This is a genomic window from Dyadobacter sp. 3J3, from assembly GCF_009801115.1.
GTDB lineage: Bacteria > Bacteroidota > Bacteroidia > Cytophagales > Spirosomataceae > Dyadobacter.
On the sequence record NZ_VTOL01000009.1, the window covers coordinates 139,713 to 156,173 of the forward strand.

The window sequence follows — 16,461 nt, forward strand, 5'->3', positions numbered from 1 at the left end:
ACAGCAATAAAATGATTCCGAAGCGAATTCTTGTTATTCAAACTGCTTTTATCGGAGACGTAATTCTGGCAACTTCGTTATTGGAAAATTTACATCAGGGTTTCCCAAATGCCCAAATTGATTTTTTAGTAAGAAAAGGAAATGAAGGCCTGTTTGCAAATCATCCGTATTTGTCCAACGTTTTAATCTGGAAAAAAAAAGAAAGCAAATTCAAAAGCCTTTTTCAGTTATTGAAACAAATCAGAAAAACGGAATACGACTGGGTTATTAACCTGCAAAGATTTGGTAGTACCGGATTATTAACCGGGTTTTCAAATGCTGCAAAACGAACAGGTTTTGACAAAAATCCCTTTTCATTTCTCTTCACTGATAAATTCCCACATCGCATTGAAAACGGCGTACATGAAGTGACCCGGAATAATGCATTGATCAAAAGTGAAGTTTCCGCGACTATTTGCAAACCCAAACTTTATCCTTCCAATGCCGATTTCGATTTTGTAAAACCGTATCAATCCAAACCTTACATTTGCATCGCGCCAGCATCTGTCTGGTTTACAAAACAATATACCGAAGAAGGCTGGATCCGGTTAATTGATCAGATTGATGGTCAGTATCAAATTTTCCTGTTAGGCGGACCGGGAGATAATGCGTTGGCTGAGAACATTTACAGTCAGGTTGTTACCAAAAACAAAGTTCAAAATCTATGTGGAAAACTTTCATTCTTGCAATCTGCCGCACTTATGAAAAGTTCGGTCATGAATTTTGTCAATGATTCTGCTCCTATGCATATCAGTTCTGCGGTTAATGCCCCGGTTACCGCAGTTTATTGTTCCACTGTTCCAGAGTTTGGGTTTGGCCCGTTATCCGATGATTCACATATTGTTGAAGTCTTGGAAAAACTGGCCTGTCGTCCGTGCGGTCTTCATGGCCATAAGGCGTGTCCGGAAGGTCATTTCAAATGTGCGGTTGATATCAAAACAGAACAGTTTCTTGAAGTTCTGCCTTAGCAGATTTCAAGAAACCGTTCTGTTTTATGCTATCGGCTCTCGGCCATCAAACTCATCCGATAAACCAATTTTATCGATAGCTGATTGCCGACAGCCGAAGTAATCTCCTTTACTTTTCGCGGTATTGTTCGATAATTCTGAACAATGCTTTCTGTTTTTCCAAATCAGGAAAAAAATCGAATAACTGCAAATGCGCGTCATAATCCAGCGTTAAAGCAACTTCAAGATTAATCAAAGCTTCGCGATAATCACCGGAATGGATTTGGTAAACCGCCATACGATAATAAAGATCCGCCTCTTCCGGCATTTCTTCAATCGCTGCGGTTAACAGATCACAAGCTCTGGCGTAATTTCCCTGTTCAAAAAGAACAAACGACCATTTCAGCCATATATCAGGATTGGAAGGCTCAATTTCCGCCGCTTTTTCAAAAGCTTCAAAAGCGGAAATAACATTTCCAACCCGGAATTCAGTTTCAGCAAGTGCAAGCCAGTAATCAGGATTTAATTCCGTGATCTGGATTGCTTTTCTAAGAAAACCAACGGCTTCGTACCAGCGGCCCAATTCACTAAAACAAATTCCCAGACCGTACCAGCCATCGTCCCACTGACTATCCATTTTCACCGCTTCGCGGTAATATTTGATCGCAGTTTCGAACTCGCCTAACTTCTCATAACAAGTCCCCAGACAGCAGCACGTTTCAGTCTGCTTACCTTCCAGTTCAATCGCTCTGAGATATTGTATTTTTGCCTGTTCATATTGTTCCAGACTCATGTAAGAATTCCCCAGCTGGAAAAAAGCTGATGCGAAATCGTCTTTTACCAACGTTGCATATTCATACGCATTTACTGCATCTTCATAGCGTTCAAGCTTGCTGAAGGCGATACCCAGATTATACCAGGCATGATGCGAAAATGGATTATTATCGACCAGTTCGTGGTAATAGGCAAGATGACTTTCCAACTCACCGATCAGGTCAAGACAGTGCGCCAATTCATACAAGGCGCTTTCATTATCAAGATTATTTCGAAGAGAAAGCTTATAATTCAGAATTGCTTCATCATATTTTCCCCAGTTCTGGTAAGTCTGGCCGATCTGGAAGTAGACTTCGTCTTTGTCTTCCAAACGGTTTAACAGGTTTTCCAGAACGGTGATTGCTTCTTCATATTCGCCCATCATATTGGAAATTCCGACCTGCATGAAAGAAATTTCAACATCGCCCGGATGAAACAGAGAAGCCCTCTCCAATATTTCCATTGCCAGATCGTGCTCTCCACGGTTGGCATGAATTTGTACTTTATTGAGCAAAAGATCAAGTGAATATGGAAAATCGGTCAACCCAAGCTCACAGGCCTGAAACGCCTTGTCCCACTCTCCTTTTTCAAGAAAATACTCCGTCACCTTCTCGTATGCTTCCAAATCAAAAAACTCCGACTCGTTGGTTTTAAGCATTCGCTCAAACCTGAGCAATGTTTCCTTCATGTAATCTTTTCTTTCCCCGAAGTTTTTCTCCATCATACGGATTAGTAGGTTAGAGTTGAGGGTATTTACACCACACAATAATAAAAGAAAGTTAAAAATAAATCCGGTTTATTCAAATCCTGCCGGTTAAACTTTCGCAGACACGTGCAATCGTTTTCTCAATTGGCTGAAATTCAAACCCGATTGCCTTTTGAATTTTATCGCTGTTGTAACGAAATCGGCGTGCACTTGATTGTGCGGTCTCTTTTGTAATCAACGGCTTGGTTCCCATCAGCCAGGTGCGCACCGCTTCAACACGCCATATCACAGCAGCAAGTCCGGAGCCAACTTTGAAAGAAGGCCTTTTCTTACCCATAGAATCCGCGATATTGAAAAACAGTGATTTATAGGAAATACTTCCTCCATTTAACAAAAACCTTTCCCCCGAAATTTCTGAAAAAACAAGTTTATAAACCACTTTGGCAACGTCCAGAACATCCACATAATTGGCTATCCCTTCCGTGTAAAAAGGTTTTTCATTGTATACATACCGAAAAATCTGGGTACTGCTTTTTGACCAGTCACCTTCTCCCAAAATCAGAGTGGGATTTACGATAACCGCATTTAATCCCTCGGCTATACCACGCCAAACTTCAAGCTCAGCCAGATGTTTGGATTTTGCATATTCCGAATTTTCAGGAGAATCCTCCCAACGCTGATCTTCATCAATAACAAGATCTTGACCAGGGGTAATTTTTCGCGAATCAGGACGCCCCAAAGCTGCGATGCTGCTGACGTGACAAAACTTTTTCACATTATTGGTAAGGCAAACATTCACAACATTCGCAGTCCCTTCCATATTAACTTTGTACATCATTTTGCGGTCTCGCGGTATAAAAGAAACCACGGCGGCTGTATGAATGACAAAGTCTATATCTTCAATTGCTTTTTCCAGCGAACCGATATCCAGCACATCACCTTCAATCCATTCGATTTTATCTTCTACATCAGCCAGAAGACTTCTGTCTGAACCCTGACGATAAAGCGCAAGAACGTTATGATTTTCTTTAAGAAATAGCCGTGCAACAGCACTTCCAACTAAACCTGTGGCACCGGTAATAAGGATTTTCATTAAACTGATTTTTATTTACCTGACAAGCTGGTTTAATATGCTTCTTATTCTAACAAAACCTGGGGCATTTTGGTTGTCCAAAGCGATAAGTAATTTCTGAAAATTCTCATCTTTTTCAATCTGCAAACTTTTCAGCCTGTTTCCTAACAACTTGACGTCTTTAGGAAACTCATGTTCGGCTAAATCGATTCCAACCTGATTTGCATTCCAGATAAGAAAAGATTCAATCGCTTTCTGGATTACAATCAGATACTGATCCTTTTCCAATTTCTTCTTTAAAATCACCTTATCGCCTGAATCAATTATTTCAAAATCATCAAAATAAGGAGGAATTCTTTTATCATCGTCTACAAATCCAATCAAGGTAGTATCAACCGGAACATTTCTCGTGATAACTCCAACTTCTGAATAACCTGATGCATGAATCACACGCGGGTCATTTTTTGTGAGAAACAAAAGCAACGTGGTATCCGCATGACATTCCGGAAGAAATCGAAGGTCAGGCATTCGGTTCAAATTTATTAAGATTGAAAAAAATATCTATGTTATAATCCTGAACTTCCCTTAGTTCAGCAGCCGTCAATACTTTAACAAAGGTTTGATAATCTTTATAATAAGTTAGCACCACATTTAATTCTGTATCATCCAGCTCTTCAACAAGTGTTTGGAGCATGTAGGGACTGTGGGTACTAATAAAATATTGGTTATCATCTTTAGAAACAATTCTTTCCGCAAGCTCTTTAACATAAGGAGGAAAGGAATGGACCTCAGGTTCTTCAAAAATGAGAACCGAATTAGTATTGGATTCTATGGCTGCAAGATAAAATATAAAGCGCTGAAAAGTGTCTGCAACCGAGGAATATGGATATTGATAAATGTAGCCATCAACCAATTTCTGAACAAAAAACTTTTTGTCTATTTTGGAAAAAACAAATTGCAGGCCGTAGTCATTTTTGAATAGTTCGACGATTTTTTGTTTGAGGATGTCTGTATTTGTAACTATATCAAAAATATTCCTGCCATCCGACATCAGTAAATTGTCTTCAAATACCTCCTTTTCGGACAAAGAATCATTTCTAAATTCATACTTAATTATGGAAAACAAATCCTCCATAAGCTTATTGGAATTTGTTGTTTTGCTGAGCCCTTCGGAAACCAACTCGAAATTATTGTCTATTAATATGAATTCAAAAAGTGACTTTCCAACATCAGTTGAATTTGGCAAGCTGTATGGTAAACTTACCCCTTCTGAAAACTTAACGTCAACCTTATTAATTTCCCGATATATTAAATAAATCCCTGGATCAACTCCATGCGTATTTCTTCCTAGTTTAAATAAATCAGCTTTGTATATTATTTTCTCATTAGTTACAATAGCAACAAACAAATTGTTATTCTGATCATTATCAAAATGCAATTCACTTAAATCTTCAAATCTAACAACACTTTTTTCATCAGGAATTGGATTTAAAACCCGTGGATTCAAAAGCCCAATACCTTCCAAAATATTCGATTTCCCAACATTCGGTTTACCAATAAATACATTAACCCTTTTACAATCAAGTTTCAAATCCTTGATTGATTTAAAGTTTTTTATTTCCAGTTGATTGATAAAATTACTCATGAAGAAGTTTTCTTACATTATTTCCAAAACATCGAAAGATACATAATTACTTCTTTGGTACTTCTATATTGAATTAAACTACTTCCCAATACTCTTCAAAGCATCAAACCCCGCATATCCTTCCTCTGAAATCCTGATTCCACGGGGAATGTAACTTGCCTGATCCGGTGAAGCCCAGGTACCCAAACCATCAACATAGCGATTGAACATACAAAAAGCAGCTGCGATCAAAACGGTATCGTGAATTTCAGAGTCAGAAGCGCCTTCATTTTTGGCAGCTTCAATCTGATCAGGTATAACATATTTTCCACCTTTCTGTACACCTGCGGCAATGGAAAGTAATGTTTTCATTTTGTCAGAAACCGGCGCATTCTGAAAATCCTTTTTTACCTGACTAATCAAATTTCCGTCATCTTCCAGATAACATTGTGCTGCTGCTCCATGCACGCTTTGGCAAAACAGACAATCATTTAAATAGGAAACGTAGGTTGCAATTAACTCACGATCTCCCCGGGACAAATCGTTATCCGTTTCTCTTAACAACGCTTCGGCTAATAAATTAAGCGGACGAGCAGTTTCCGGCCTGAAAGCCATAAGGCCACGTATGCCGGGAAGCTGATCTTCTTCTGGAATCTTTATATAGGCCATTTTTTAGTTGAAAGTTGAAAACGGACGCCCGTTTAGTGCGGTGACCTTAAAAGTTGGTTTCATGGCTAATAAAAGCTTTTCTATTCTGCTAATATTTTTCTGTTTCGGGATGAAATGTTTGCCAGCTGTGCCAGAATTCCTGATACGCATTGATCTGTTTTAGATCCTGACTTTTTTCGGCGCTTATATTTTTCCCTAATAAGTTGTATGATTTAGTACCGAGGTAAAGTGTATCATTTTTAAGTATGATTCCTTCATATTCAGATGGTCTGGCGAAGGCAAAAAAACTTTTATCGTCTGATGCCAGCACGAGTGTCGTTGGCTGGTTTCCTACCACGCTATTGATTATCCTTTCTTTTCTCAATCGATTCCAGTCAAAGGCTTTGCTCGCTTTTCCGCTTTTTATCCCCACAACCCAGGATTTTTCTTTCCAGGAAAGTGAATCGGTTTTGGTAAGTGTTGATTTTCCTTTTCCACTTTCATATTTGGCCATGGAATCGTATTTCGCTTGAAATTCTGGATCTGGCTGCATGATCAGTGTATTAGGATGTAAAGCAATCCATTCTGATAATGAAGTTTGCGTACTGATAATTTCCGGCAGCATTTTTCCTTTTGAAGGCCCAGTTATCGCTTCACCATTCGCTTGTCTCCACCAGCTATGGGTTGATTCATCTTCAAACATTGCGTTGAAATGATCCATCCCAACCAATCTGAAAAGTTCTGGTTTGTTATCAACAAGAGGCTCAAAAACTCTTCCCGAGCGGCAAACGGTGCAATAGGTGACAATAATTGATTTTCCATTCAGCACATCCTGAACCTGATGATGGTAACCGATGTACTGAATCGGATATGCTTTTGCTTCCCCGTTTTCGGTAACACCAATAACCAGACGGTCTTTATCCACTTTATTTTCCGAAATGTTTTTCAGTGATAATGTTTTGGGCTGATAAAACATAGTATCTGCTGCCATTTCAAAATTGGCAGCGTAACTTATCCCAACCGCTACCAAAAGCAGCAAAACCGGAATCCATTTCCTTTTTGCTTTAAATACACTTGCTGCGCCAATGATGATTAGTAGTGAAAAGAAAATCCGTAATGGCCAGCGCCAGGTATGCAAAAAATAAGCGAGATCAATGCTGTTCATGCGCTGACTTCCCGGCATGGGCATGATGAAATAAACTTTGGCTATTTCAAATAAAATAAGACCGACAATTCCGAGGTAAAATATTTTTTTCATTTGGTTTATTTTGAAACCATAAAGTTGATGTAATTTAGAGAAACGGACTCGTCAAACGACAAGTCCGTTTGCTTGAATTAATTAACCTATGATAAATTCTTTATATTGCTTTCCGGGTCTCTGCTGAGCCAGGCCGTAATTAATGCGATGAAAAATGGTATTGAAAAAACCAGTAATGCGTTGCCAAAACCTCCTAAAACTGTAACCAGCGCTCCGATAAAAAAGACAGCCGTAGCAGTAAAAAATCGTCCGATATTAAAACAGAATCCGGTTGCCGTAGCGCGGATAATGACCGGAAATAATTCCGGGATATAACTTGATAACGATCCCTGACTTATTCCGAAAAACAAGGCTAACAAAGCCGTTTCCAGATATACAATCTTAGAAAAGGTATGGTTTGTAAGAAATAACAGACAGCAAACTGTAATACAGCCGGTAAAAGTGATCATCAGTGTTTTTCTGCTTCCTAGATTTTTAACCAGAAAACCTGATAAAACACCGCCAATAATTCCTCCCATTCCTAAAAGAACCATCGTCAATCCCCGTTCTTTCTGACCATCCTGACCAACGGCCAGTAATGACTGAACCCACGTTGGAAGCCAGGAGAAAATACCCCAAAGACCGATTAATACAGCTCCAAAAATAACAGATCCTTTAATCAGCCTGGAACGGTTTGTCCCGTCAAAAACACTTTCTGTATTTTTCAACGGAGCTGATTTAATTATTTGCCATGAATGGGACTCAGCTGCTAAAAACAGGATTAACAAAGCAATGGCAATGGGAAGTAATCCAAGTCCGAATGCTGGCCTCCACTCTGAAAAGATCATGTTCAAACTTCCGGTAGCTACAATTCCAATTGGAAAAGAAACGGCCAGAACCCCAAGCATTACCGGGCGGGTTTTCTTTTCCCAGATTTCAGAAATATAAACCGTTGAAACCAAAAGTACGCCTCCAACGCCCATTCCGGTAACAAAACGAAGTCCCATTAATGAGTACCAGTTTGGCACGATAACAACAAGACAAGTAGCAATTCCATAAAGTGCTGTACAAAAAGCAAAGGTTTTCACTCTTCCCACACGGTCGCTAACCAATCCAAAAAGCAATCCGCCAAACATCCAGCCGTACAAAAAAGTAGCGTTTATAAAAGCGCCGATCTCTCCCATTTCTGCTTCCGGAATTTCTCTGTGCATCAAATCCGGAATGGCAACGGGCAGATAAACAGACATCAATGTAGATACTGTGCCGCTGAGAATATAGGCCAGCATACAAAGACTGAATGTGATCCATTTTCTGGTCAGTACAGGACTTTTTATTTCATTTAATTCCAGGGTTTCCATTTCCGTATTTATATAACCTATCTGAATAACTGATCAAAATTCAAGCTCACATAATATAATCCACCAACGGACGGAGATCCGAACGCCTGAACCACATAATGATTTGTCAGATTTGAAGCGCCAAGTTTTATCGTCGTTTTCATGGACGGAACTTTATAGCTTACCTGCGCATCCAATAAACTGTATGCCGAGATTCTCCCCGGGCGTAATTCTGTAAATGTTCCATACCAGTCAAAGGCATTTTGCCAGTGCCAGGCCACGCTGAATCCAAGTTTTTCTGTCAAACGAGCGTTGCTTAACGTAAGATTCGTTTTCCAGGTTGGCGTATTAAAAGCAGGAATATTATTGGCATTTGCATCACGTAAATTGAAATCAATCCAGGTCGCATTGGCACTGACTCTGTAATTTTTTGGCAAAAAATAAGTCAGGCCGGTACTCACACCCTGAATGGAAACTTTATCCGCGGCATTGGTATATAACTGAAATGCCTGTGTTTTTCCATTCAGAATTTCACCAGCAGCATCCGGATTAATTTTCCCATCCGGAAGTAAAACATTTGCCGTTGGACGTATCACGACGGTGTTGATAATAAAATCAGTATACTCACTGAAATAATAATTGACATCAATCAGCAGTTTTTTGCCAACAATTCCTTTATAACCAACTTCATAGCTTTTCACTTTTTCCGATTTGATATAAGGGACATTTGATTTCACCAATTTGTCTTTGTTATTGGCAACTGCTTGTGGAAACGGTGTTCCCTGTGCAACCTGTGCTCCAAATGCATTGGCAAAAGCACTAACCGAAGCGGCAGTAAAGGAGTTTTCATAGGCATTCAATCCCACGGAATTTACAGGAACGCCTCCCAAAATAATGATTGGACCAACATTCAGTTTTATATATTGATCGCTGATGGTCGGGTTACGAAATCCTGTTTGGTATGATGCTCTGAAATGATGATTTTCACCCGGAGAAAATACAGCAGAAGCACGAGGCGTGAAACGTCCGTCGAAATTCTGGTTTTTATCATAGCGGCCTGAAACCGTCAGTTTCAACATATCTTTAAATGAGGATTTGGAAGCCTGGGCAAACATTCCAAACTCATCATTTGTCAATTTTTTGTTTAAATCATCCAGCAAAGTACCACCTGTATCCAGATTGTATTTTCTATAATTTCCACCTACCTGCAAACTAAAAACATGCAAAAGAGAACTTAAATCGTACATTCCTTCCACATGACGAAGGCTGCATTTACTAAGAATCCCTGCACCGCCCAATCCTCTTGTTTTGATCAGCTGCTCTTTATCTGCATCAAATTCCGCAGTTCCCGGTAAAATTCTTCCCTGATCCGCAAAAGCACGTGCAGCGGTCGGATCCTTCAAAGTAACGCCTGAAATTGTTCCGTTGAAAGCGGCTGCATAACGCTGAAACCAGGTTGCATCGGCAACATTTGGCGCAACCGTATTTCCGTTTAAATCTTTTACCCAAAGACGATTAATAAGTTGTCCAAGTGCACGGGAATTGTAAGAATTCGTCGAAAGCTCCTGATTGGAATAAGCCCGAACGTAAAAATTACTTCCTTTTACCTCCAAACGGTGTTGTATAAATTTGAAATCATTAATCACAAAACGGTTACTGCCGGTGTATTGTGCCGTTCCCTGATTGAAATTCCCCTGGTAAATGGCTTCAATTTTATCACTAATCCGATAATGAATCGCGCCGTTTAACTTCAGACTATATACGCCATATGTCGCAAGATCTTTTTCTTCGTAACCCGTACGCGACACGCGACCAATATTTGGTAAAGTTTGTGCCACTTCGTCACCATAAATATTTACGGCATTTCTTCCCGGATTATTTGGCCCTCTGTTTGCGGCAGGGGTATTTGGATCGATATCGGTGTAATTATTTGCATACCAATCCGTTCCCGTCAAATAAGATGCGTTCAGTTTAAATGCCAAACGGTTGTTGAAAGATTTGGCGTAACGGATCGCCATATCGTACAGCGGTTTGGCACCAAGTCCGGTACCGTCATTGATATGATTCGCTCCAAATTTGGTTTGGATACTTAATCCCTGGTAATCAAAAGGATTTTTTGTGCGTGTGTATAACATGCCATTGAAAGCAACGGGCCCGTATAGTGCAGAAGCTGCACCGGGAATCAGCTCAACACTTTCAACATCAATATCATGCGGACCGAATAAATTTCCCATCGCAAATCCCAAACCGGAAGGCTGATTATCCACACCGTCAACAAGTTGCAGGAAACGGCTGTTTCCGGTACTGTTGAATCCGCGGGTATTAATTTGTTTGTATGTCAAACTGCTGGTGACCATATCCACCGATTTCATATTCACCAAACCGTCGTAATAATTTGCCGATGGCGTTTGCTGAACGCCACGAATATCCATTTTCTCGATACTTACCGGGGAACGGAGAATATTCTCCTCCACACGTGAAGCCGAAATAACGACCTGATCCAACTGTTCCGAAGCCATTTTCAAAGAAACTGTAATTGAGGAATTGTTATTTATTCTGACTTCCTGACGTTCATAACCCACAAGAGAAATAACCAGGGAAGCCGGTGTATTAATATTTATTTCAAAATTTCCGGTTGCATTAGTAATCGTTCCTGAAAGATTTCCTTTCACAAAAACAGAAGCACCAGCCAAAGGTTGTTTCGTTTCAGAATCTAGAATTGTCCCGACAACTTTGACAGTTTGGGCATTGGTTAGTTGTGAAAACAACAGACTCAATAGTACTATAAAGTGGTAAAAGTTTCTTTTCATATCATTAATTTGTTAGGAGAGTATCTGAGTTATTTTTTCAAATGGTCATACCCTTGCGGAAGCCTGTTGTATCCATGGTTTACAATTCTTTCTCCGAGATATTGATAAAATTCAGGATTGGCAGGCGTTACACTGGCAAGTCCGTCAACATAGCGGTTGTAAAGACAAAATAATCCGGCGATAAGAACGGTATCATGGATTTCTTCATCCGAAGCACCATTTTCTTTTGCAGTGGCAACAGCTTCGGGCGTAACAGCTTTCCCACTGATCTGTACCAGCCTGGCAATTTTTAATAGTGCTTTCATTTTATCACTTACAGGCGCGGAATCAATATCTGCTTTAACCATTTCACAGGTTTCAGATTCACCTAAAAGTAAATCGGCCGCAGCTGTATGTGCCGTTGTGCAAAACACACATTCATTATTATATGAAACCACCGTTGCGATCAATTCTCTTTCTCCCTGCGTAAGGGTCGAATCACCTCTCAGCAAAATCTGGGTAAGTTCCCGGATTGGCCCTGCGGTATGCTGACTATATTCAAGAAGTCCTGTAATGCCTGGCAAATGTGCCGGCAGATCGATATGAGGCATTTTTTTGTGGATTAGATGTTTGGATAAATAGAAAACTCCGGATTTCAATAGCGGTTGTAACCGACAAAAGCCATACGCTCACCCATTTCGCGGTAAGCTTCATTTTCCTTCGGTGCCCAGGTACCTAATCCATCCACGTAGCGGTTGAACATGCAAAAAGCAGCTGCAATTAAAACCGTATCATGGATTTCCTGATCCACTGCTCCTACTTCACGCGCTGCCATGATATCTTCTTCCAAAACATGTTTTCCGCCTTTCTGAACTTTTGCAGCAATACTAAGTAATGCACGTAGTTTTTCTGAAACCGGAATGGTTATGAAATCCTGTTTGATATCGTCCAGCAAATTCACATCGCAAGACAAATGCGCCATTGCCGCAGCACCATGCGAGGTGTGGCAAAAGTGACAATTGTTAAGATTGGAAACGTAGGAAGCGATCAGCTCACGTTCGCCACTTGTTAGTGGAGACGGTCCTCTGAGCAAAACATCTGCCAGAGCTCCTAGCGGTTTTGCCGTTTCGGGTTTAAAATTAAAAAGTCCTACGATACCCGGAAGTTCTTCGTTCGGTAGTTGTATATGTGCCATTTGAAAATGCGCCAATTAATCAGCCGTGTTACTGCTGATTGTTAATTACCAAAATTTTATAAAATGATAATTAACTAATTTTGAAATAGTTATAAGAATTCAAAAATCGATTTGCACAAAAAAATGAGACGATTTAAAACCGTATAAACCACAACAGGCATCATGATTTTTAAATCACTCAAAAGCCGGGTGTAATTCAAATTGTGCAAAAAGAAATAAAACTTAAACTAAATCAGGCGGTGGCGAGGGAATGCTCAGGAGAGCATTAAGCGGAGTTAATTTTTTGTAGGTTGAAGTGTAAATCGACTTTTCAGACCATTCCATTACATAGAAAACATGCTTCTTTGTGGAAGTCATATATTCTTTAAGGAAACTTTTAAGGATTGTTGAAGGAGATTTTTTGTGCGTATCCGAAGTAGTACCTGAAACTTCATCATTGATATGCGAGACAAGGCTCATGAACCGATCACGGGCATTCTGGTCAAACTCACAATGAACGTACATGGTATCATTAATCAGCTGCCGCGATTTCATTTGATAGTATTCGCCTTCGTGCTGAATTTTTCCTTCTGCCGGTTCCGGATTGTCCCAGGTTGTCTGATAAGGAAGTGAAACCGGCACTTTTATTACAATGTCTTTCGAAAACTCGTGTCTTTCAATGAAATCGTCATTTCCGGCACTTACAGCATACTTATCTTCCAACAAATAGACTACCGAATAGCCCATCATGTTGTAAAGCAAAAGCCCGAAAAGCAATATGGAAAGAATGCGACCCAAGGTTACAAAAGTATTAGTATTACTTGTAATTGTGCAAATATATAGAAATGAATAGAATTTGCAACTAAACTCGTCTCTGAGAAAGTATTTTTTGGAAAAATGACTGGTTCAGAGATTCAAAAAGTATCATTTTCATTTCATTAATTCCAATTTCAATCGCCTTCCTCCAACTCAAAAACTTCATTTACAGTCTTCTCAAACTGTTGGGCAATCTTCATTCCTAATGCCAGGGTTGGCGAATATTTTCCTGCTTCAATGGCATTAATCGTTTGCCGTGAAACCTGGACACGTTCTGCAAGATCTGCCTGCGTAATATTCAAAATTGCACGTTCAATTCTTATTCTGTTTTTCATGATAAACTCCTTTCTTTTTTCGCTTCAATGTTCGGCTGAACTATTAAGAGCCAATAAAACCGTGTGATGAAAATGAGAAGAGGCGTGAAAATATTATAGATCATGATCAGGAAAAATGAAGTCCCGAATACCAGCATTATACATAAAAACAGAATGAAATAATTAGCATATATACCCCACTGCAATGATTCAAGCCTTATTTGAGCAATCCGCTCGTCTTCTACTTTAAGTCTGGAAAAACCAATAATAAATAAACCTGTGATTAACATCAGGCCAAGTAAATCCTGAATATTCCGAAAACTGACAGTCCCATCGGGCTTTATCGCGAAAATATTCCGAAACATTTCCCAGTCGGGATATTTGAAATGCAAACGTGTTGGAATTTCGGTAATTGGGAAGTTAGCGCCATCAATCAGCATCCAGATTGCCAGAGGCATGGAAATAAAAGTCAGGATAAACCCATAAGGCCGCCAGGAATTCGGCAGTAGATATTTTGTTTTCATAAAACGGAGGTTTTAAAAGTACATCAACATAACACTTCAAATGTAAACTATATTTTAATTAATGTAAAATATAGTTTACATTTTATCAAATAAAATATACATATAGATTTTTGTTAATATCTTTTTAGTTGTCAGTATTTCACATTGTTTTTCGATGAAGCGCATTGTTGACACTAACTTGTAGTTTTTGTTGTTTTAAAATGTGCCCTCGCTCAAACCGATTTCATTAACTTTGCACGATAAACTAAATAAGAGTTAAAAATTAATGGCAATTATTGACCCTAAACGCTATACCGTCACCGCGGCATTGATTTATGCCAACGGACCTATTCATATTGGCCACCTTGCCGGTTGTTATGTTCCGGCGGATATTTACGTACGTTATCTTCGCTCAAACGGAAAAGACGTAGCATTTATCAGTGGTACGGATGAACACGGCGTACCTATTACGATCCGCGCAAAAAAAGAGGGACTTACTCCCCAGCAAGTTGTAGATAAGTATTACACACAAATCGACGATTCCTTTAAGCAGCTTGGAATTTCTTTCGATGTTTATTCACGCACAAGCAAGAAAATCCATCACGAAACTTCTCAGGAAATTTTTAAGGATTTGTATGATAAAGGCGTTTTTATAGAAGAAACCACCGAACAATATTATGACGAAACCGCTCAACAGTTTTTAGCGGACCGTTATATCGTAGGAACATGCCCGGTTTGCGGAAACCCACATGCATACGGAGATCAGTGCGAACGGTGCGGTTCTGCGCTTAGCCCGACAGAATTAATTGAGCCGCATTCCATGCTTTCAGGAGCAAAACCTGTTATGCGCCCAACAACCAACTGGTTTTTGCCGTTAGATAAATTGCAGCCACAGGTTGAAGCGTATGTAAATAGTCATCCTGAATGGAAAACGAATGTTTTGGGACAATGCCAATCCTGGCTGAAAGAAGGCCTGAAACCTCGAGCTATGACGCGCGACCTTGACTGGGGAATTCCTGTTCCACTTCCTGATACGGATGGAAAAGTACTTTACGTTTGGTTTGAAGCGCCCATAGGATATATTTCTGCTACCAAAGACTGGCTGATCCAGAAAAATGGGACGGACGAGGGATGGAAAAAATGGTGGCAAAAAAATGAATACGGTGTTGAAGAAACAAAACTTGTTCACTTCATTGGGAAGGATAATATCGTTTTCCATTGTATCATTTTCCCGGCTACCGTTATTGCAGAAGGAAATCTGATTTTGGCTGATAATGTTCCGGCGAATGAATTCATGAATCTTGAAGGAGATAAAATTTCCACTTCGAGAAACTGGGCGGTTTGGCTTCATGAATATTTGGAAGAATTACCGAACAAACAGGATGTTCTTCGTTATGTTTTAACTGCGAGCGCACCGGAAACAAAGGATAGTGAATTTACCTGGAAAGATTTCCAAACACGCAACAATAGCGAACTGGTTGGAATTTTTGGTAATTTCATCAACCGTGCGGTTGTACTAACACAGAAATTCTGCGGTAGTAAAGTACCTGCCATTGGCGAATTAACTGAAATTGATCAGATCGTTTTAGCGGAACTTGCGGCTTTTCCAGCAAAAATCGGTGAGGCGATGGAAAATTATCGTTTCCGCGAAGCGCTTACTTTCATTATGGATCTTGCCCGTTTGGGAAATAAATATCTTGCAGATACACAACCGTGGCATGCGATCAAAACAGATCCTGAGCGCGTGAATACGATTATGAATATTGCATTGCAAATCTCTGCTTCCCTATCGATTGTTTCGGAACCTGTACTTCCTTTTACAGCAGAAAAAATTCGCACACAGTTGGGTGTTGAAAGTAAAAACTGGGGCGATGCAGGAAAATCTGATCTATTAAAAGCCGGTCAGGAAATAAGCGAGGCTGGTCTTCTTTTTGAAAAAATTGAAGATCACGTTATTGAAAAACAAATCCAGAAATTACACGATGCAAAACGTGCGAATGAGCTGGAAGGAAAAGTAGTTGCACCCGTGAAACCGGAAATCCAGTTTGACGATTTTGCCGCAATGGATATTCGGGTTGCAACCATCCTGGAAGCCGAAAATGTACCGAAAAGTAAGAAATTGCTAAAACTGAAAGTTGATATCGGCAGCGAACAACGCACCGTGCTCAGCGGGATTTCCGAACATTTTAAAGCAGAAGAAGTCATTGGAAAAAAGGTACTGTATCTGGCAAATCTTGCTCCCCGTAAAATGATGGGAATGGAAAGTCAAGGTATGATCCTGATGGCCGAAGATAAAGACGGAAGTCTGGCTTTTGTTCAGCCTGGCAAGGAAGTCTGGAACGGAGGAACCGTAAATTAATTCGATCTGAAATTGAAAAAGAAAAGCCTGCCGCGGTATTCTGCGGCAGGCTTTATAGTATAGGAGTTATTAGATTTTCAAGT

Annotated in this window: 15 protein-coding genes; 2 read left to right on the forward strand and 13 right to left on the reverse strand. The window is 39.9% G+C overall.

Annotation, left to right across the window (positions count from 1 at the left end; genetic code table 11):
- Window positions 1-11: 11 nt before the first annotated feature.
- On the forward strand, window positions 12-1,007 hold the full coding sequence (locus tag FZF08_RS19930; protein ID WP_159472107.1) for a glycosyltransferase family 9 protein: 996 nt from the start codon (window positions 12-14) through the stop codon (window positions 1,005-1,007).
- A 109-nt stretch (window positions 1,008-1,116) separates the two neighbouring features.
- Here FZF08_RS19930 and FZF08_RS19935 read toward each other — a convergent pair whose 3' ends face one another.
- From FZF08_RS19935 to FZF08_RS19995, 13 genes are all read right to left on the reverse strand, one after another.
- On the reverse strand, window positions 1,117-2,523 hold the full coding sequence (locus FZF08_RS19935) for a lipopolysaccharide assembly protein LapB (RefSeq protein WP_159472110.1): 1,407 nt from the start codon (window positions 2,521-2,523) through the stop codon (window positions 1,117-1,119).
- Window positions 2,524-2,599: 76 nt separating this feature from the next.
- Window positions 2,600-3,598 carry an NAD-dependent epimerase/dehydratase family protein gene (locus FZF08_RS19940; RefSeq protein WP_159472113.1) on the reverse strand — a complete coding sequence of 333 codons (999 nt, stop codon included), beginning with the start codon at window positions 3,596-3,598 and terminating at the stop codon, window positions 2,600-2,602.
- Window positions 3,599-3,613: 15 nt separating this feature from the next.
- Complete coding sequence (locus FZF08_RS19945) at window positions 3,614-4,105, reverse strand: hypothetical protein (RefSeq protein ID WP_159472116.1); 492 nt, start codon at window positions 4,103-4,105, stop codon at window positions 3,614-3,616.
- The gene (locus FZF08_RS19950) at window positions 4,098-5,222 is read right to left on the reverse strand and encodes an AAA family ATPase (protein WP_159472119.1); all 1,125 of its coding nucleotides are present in this window, start codon (window positions 5,220-5,222) and stop codon (window positions 4,098-4,100) included. Before FZF08_RS19950 ends, FZF08_RS19945 begins: the two co-directional genes overlap by 8 nt.
- A 78-nt stretch (window positions 5,223-5,300) precedes the next feature.
- The gene (locus FZF08_RS19955; protein WP_159472122.1) at window positions 5,301-5,870 is read right to left on the reverse strand and encodes a carboxymuconolactone decarboxylase family protein; all 570 of its coding nucleotides are present in this window, start codon (window positions 5,868-5,870) and stop codon (window positions 5,301-5,303) included.
- Between the two features lie 88 nt (window positions 5,871-5,958).
- Entirely contained in the window at window positions 5,959-7,107 is a 1,149-nt protein-coding gene (locus tag FZF08_RS19960) for a DUF3179 domain-containing (seleno)protein (protein ID WP_159472125.1), read from the reverse strand.
- 86 nt (window positions 7,108-7,193) lie between these two features.
- Complete coding sequence (locus FZF08_RS19965; RefSeq protein ID WP_159472128.1) at window positions 7,194-8,444, reverse strand: MFS transporter; 1,251 nt, start codon at window positions 8,442-8,444, stop codon at window positions 7,194-7,196.
- 17 nt (window positions 8,445-8,461) lie between these two features.
- Entirely contained in the window at window positions 8,462-11,233 is a 2,772-nt protein-coding gene (locus FZF08_RS19970; protein WP_159472131.1) for a TonB-dependent receptor domain-containing protein, read from the reverse strand.
- Window positions 11,234-11,262: 29 nt separating this feature from the next.
- A complete protein-coding gene (locus FZF08_RS19975; protein ID WP_159472134.1) occupies window positions 11,263-11,823 on the reverse strand; it encodes a carboxymuconolactone decarboxylase family protein in 561 nt (186 codons plus the stop codon).
- A gap of 44 nt (window positions 11,824-11,867) precedes the next feature.
- Window positions 11,868-12,407, reverse strand: a complete 540-nt coding sequence (locus FZF08_RS19980) for a carboxymuconolactone decarboxylase family protein (RefSeq protein WP_159472136.1) — start codon at window positions 12,405-12,407, stop codon at window positions 11,868-11,870.
- Window positions 12,408-12,629: 222 nt separating this feature from the next.
- Window positions 12,630-13,184, reverse strand: a complete 555-nt coding sequence (locus FZF08_RS19985) for a hypothetical protein (protein ID WP_159472139.1) — start codon at window positions 13,182-13,184, stop codon at window positions 12,630-12,632.
- Between the two features lie 152 nt (window positions 13,185-13,336).
- Window positions 13,337-13,537, reverse strand: a complete 201-nt coding sequence (locus FZF08_RS19990; protein ID WP_159472142.1) for a helix-turn-helix transcriptional regulator — start codon at window positions 13,535-13,537, stop codon at window positions 13,337-13,339.
- On the reverse strand, window positions 13,534-14,040 hold the full coding sequence (locus FZF08_RS19995; protein WP_159472145.1) for a hypothetical protein: 507 nt from the start codon (window positions 14,038-14,040) through the stop codon (window positions 13,534-13,536). The genes FZF08_RS19990 and FZF08_RS19995 overlap by 4 nt, the downstream gene beginning before the upstream one ends.
- Before the next feature lie 265 nt (window positions 14,041-14,305).
- Here FZF08_RS19995 and metG point away from each other — a divergent pair, with 265 nt between their 5' ends.
- Entirely contained in the window at window positions 14,306-16,378 is a 2,073-nt protein-coding gene (metG, locus tag FZF08_RS20000) for a methionine--tRNA ligase (protein ID WP_159472163.1), read from the forward strand.
- Window positions 16,379-16,461: the final 83 nt, after the last annotated feature.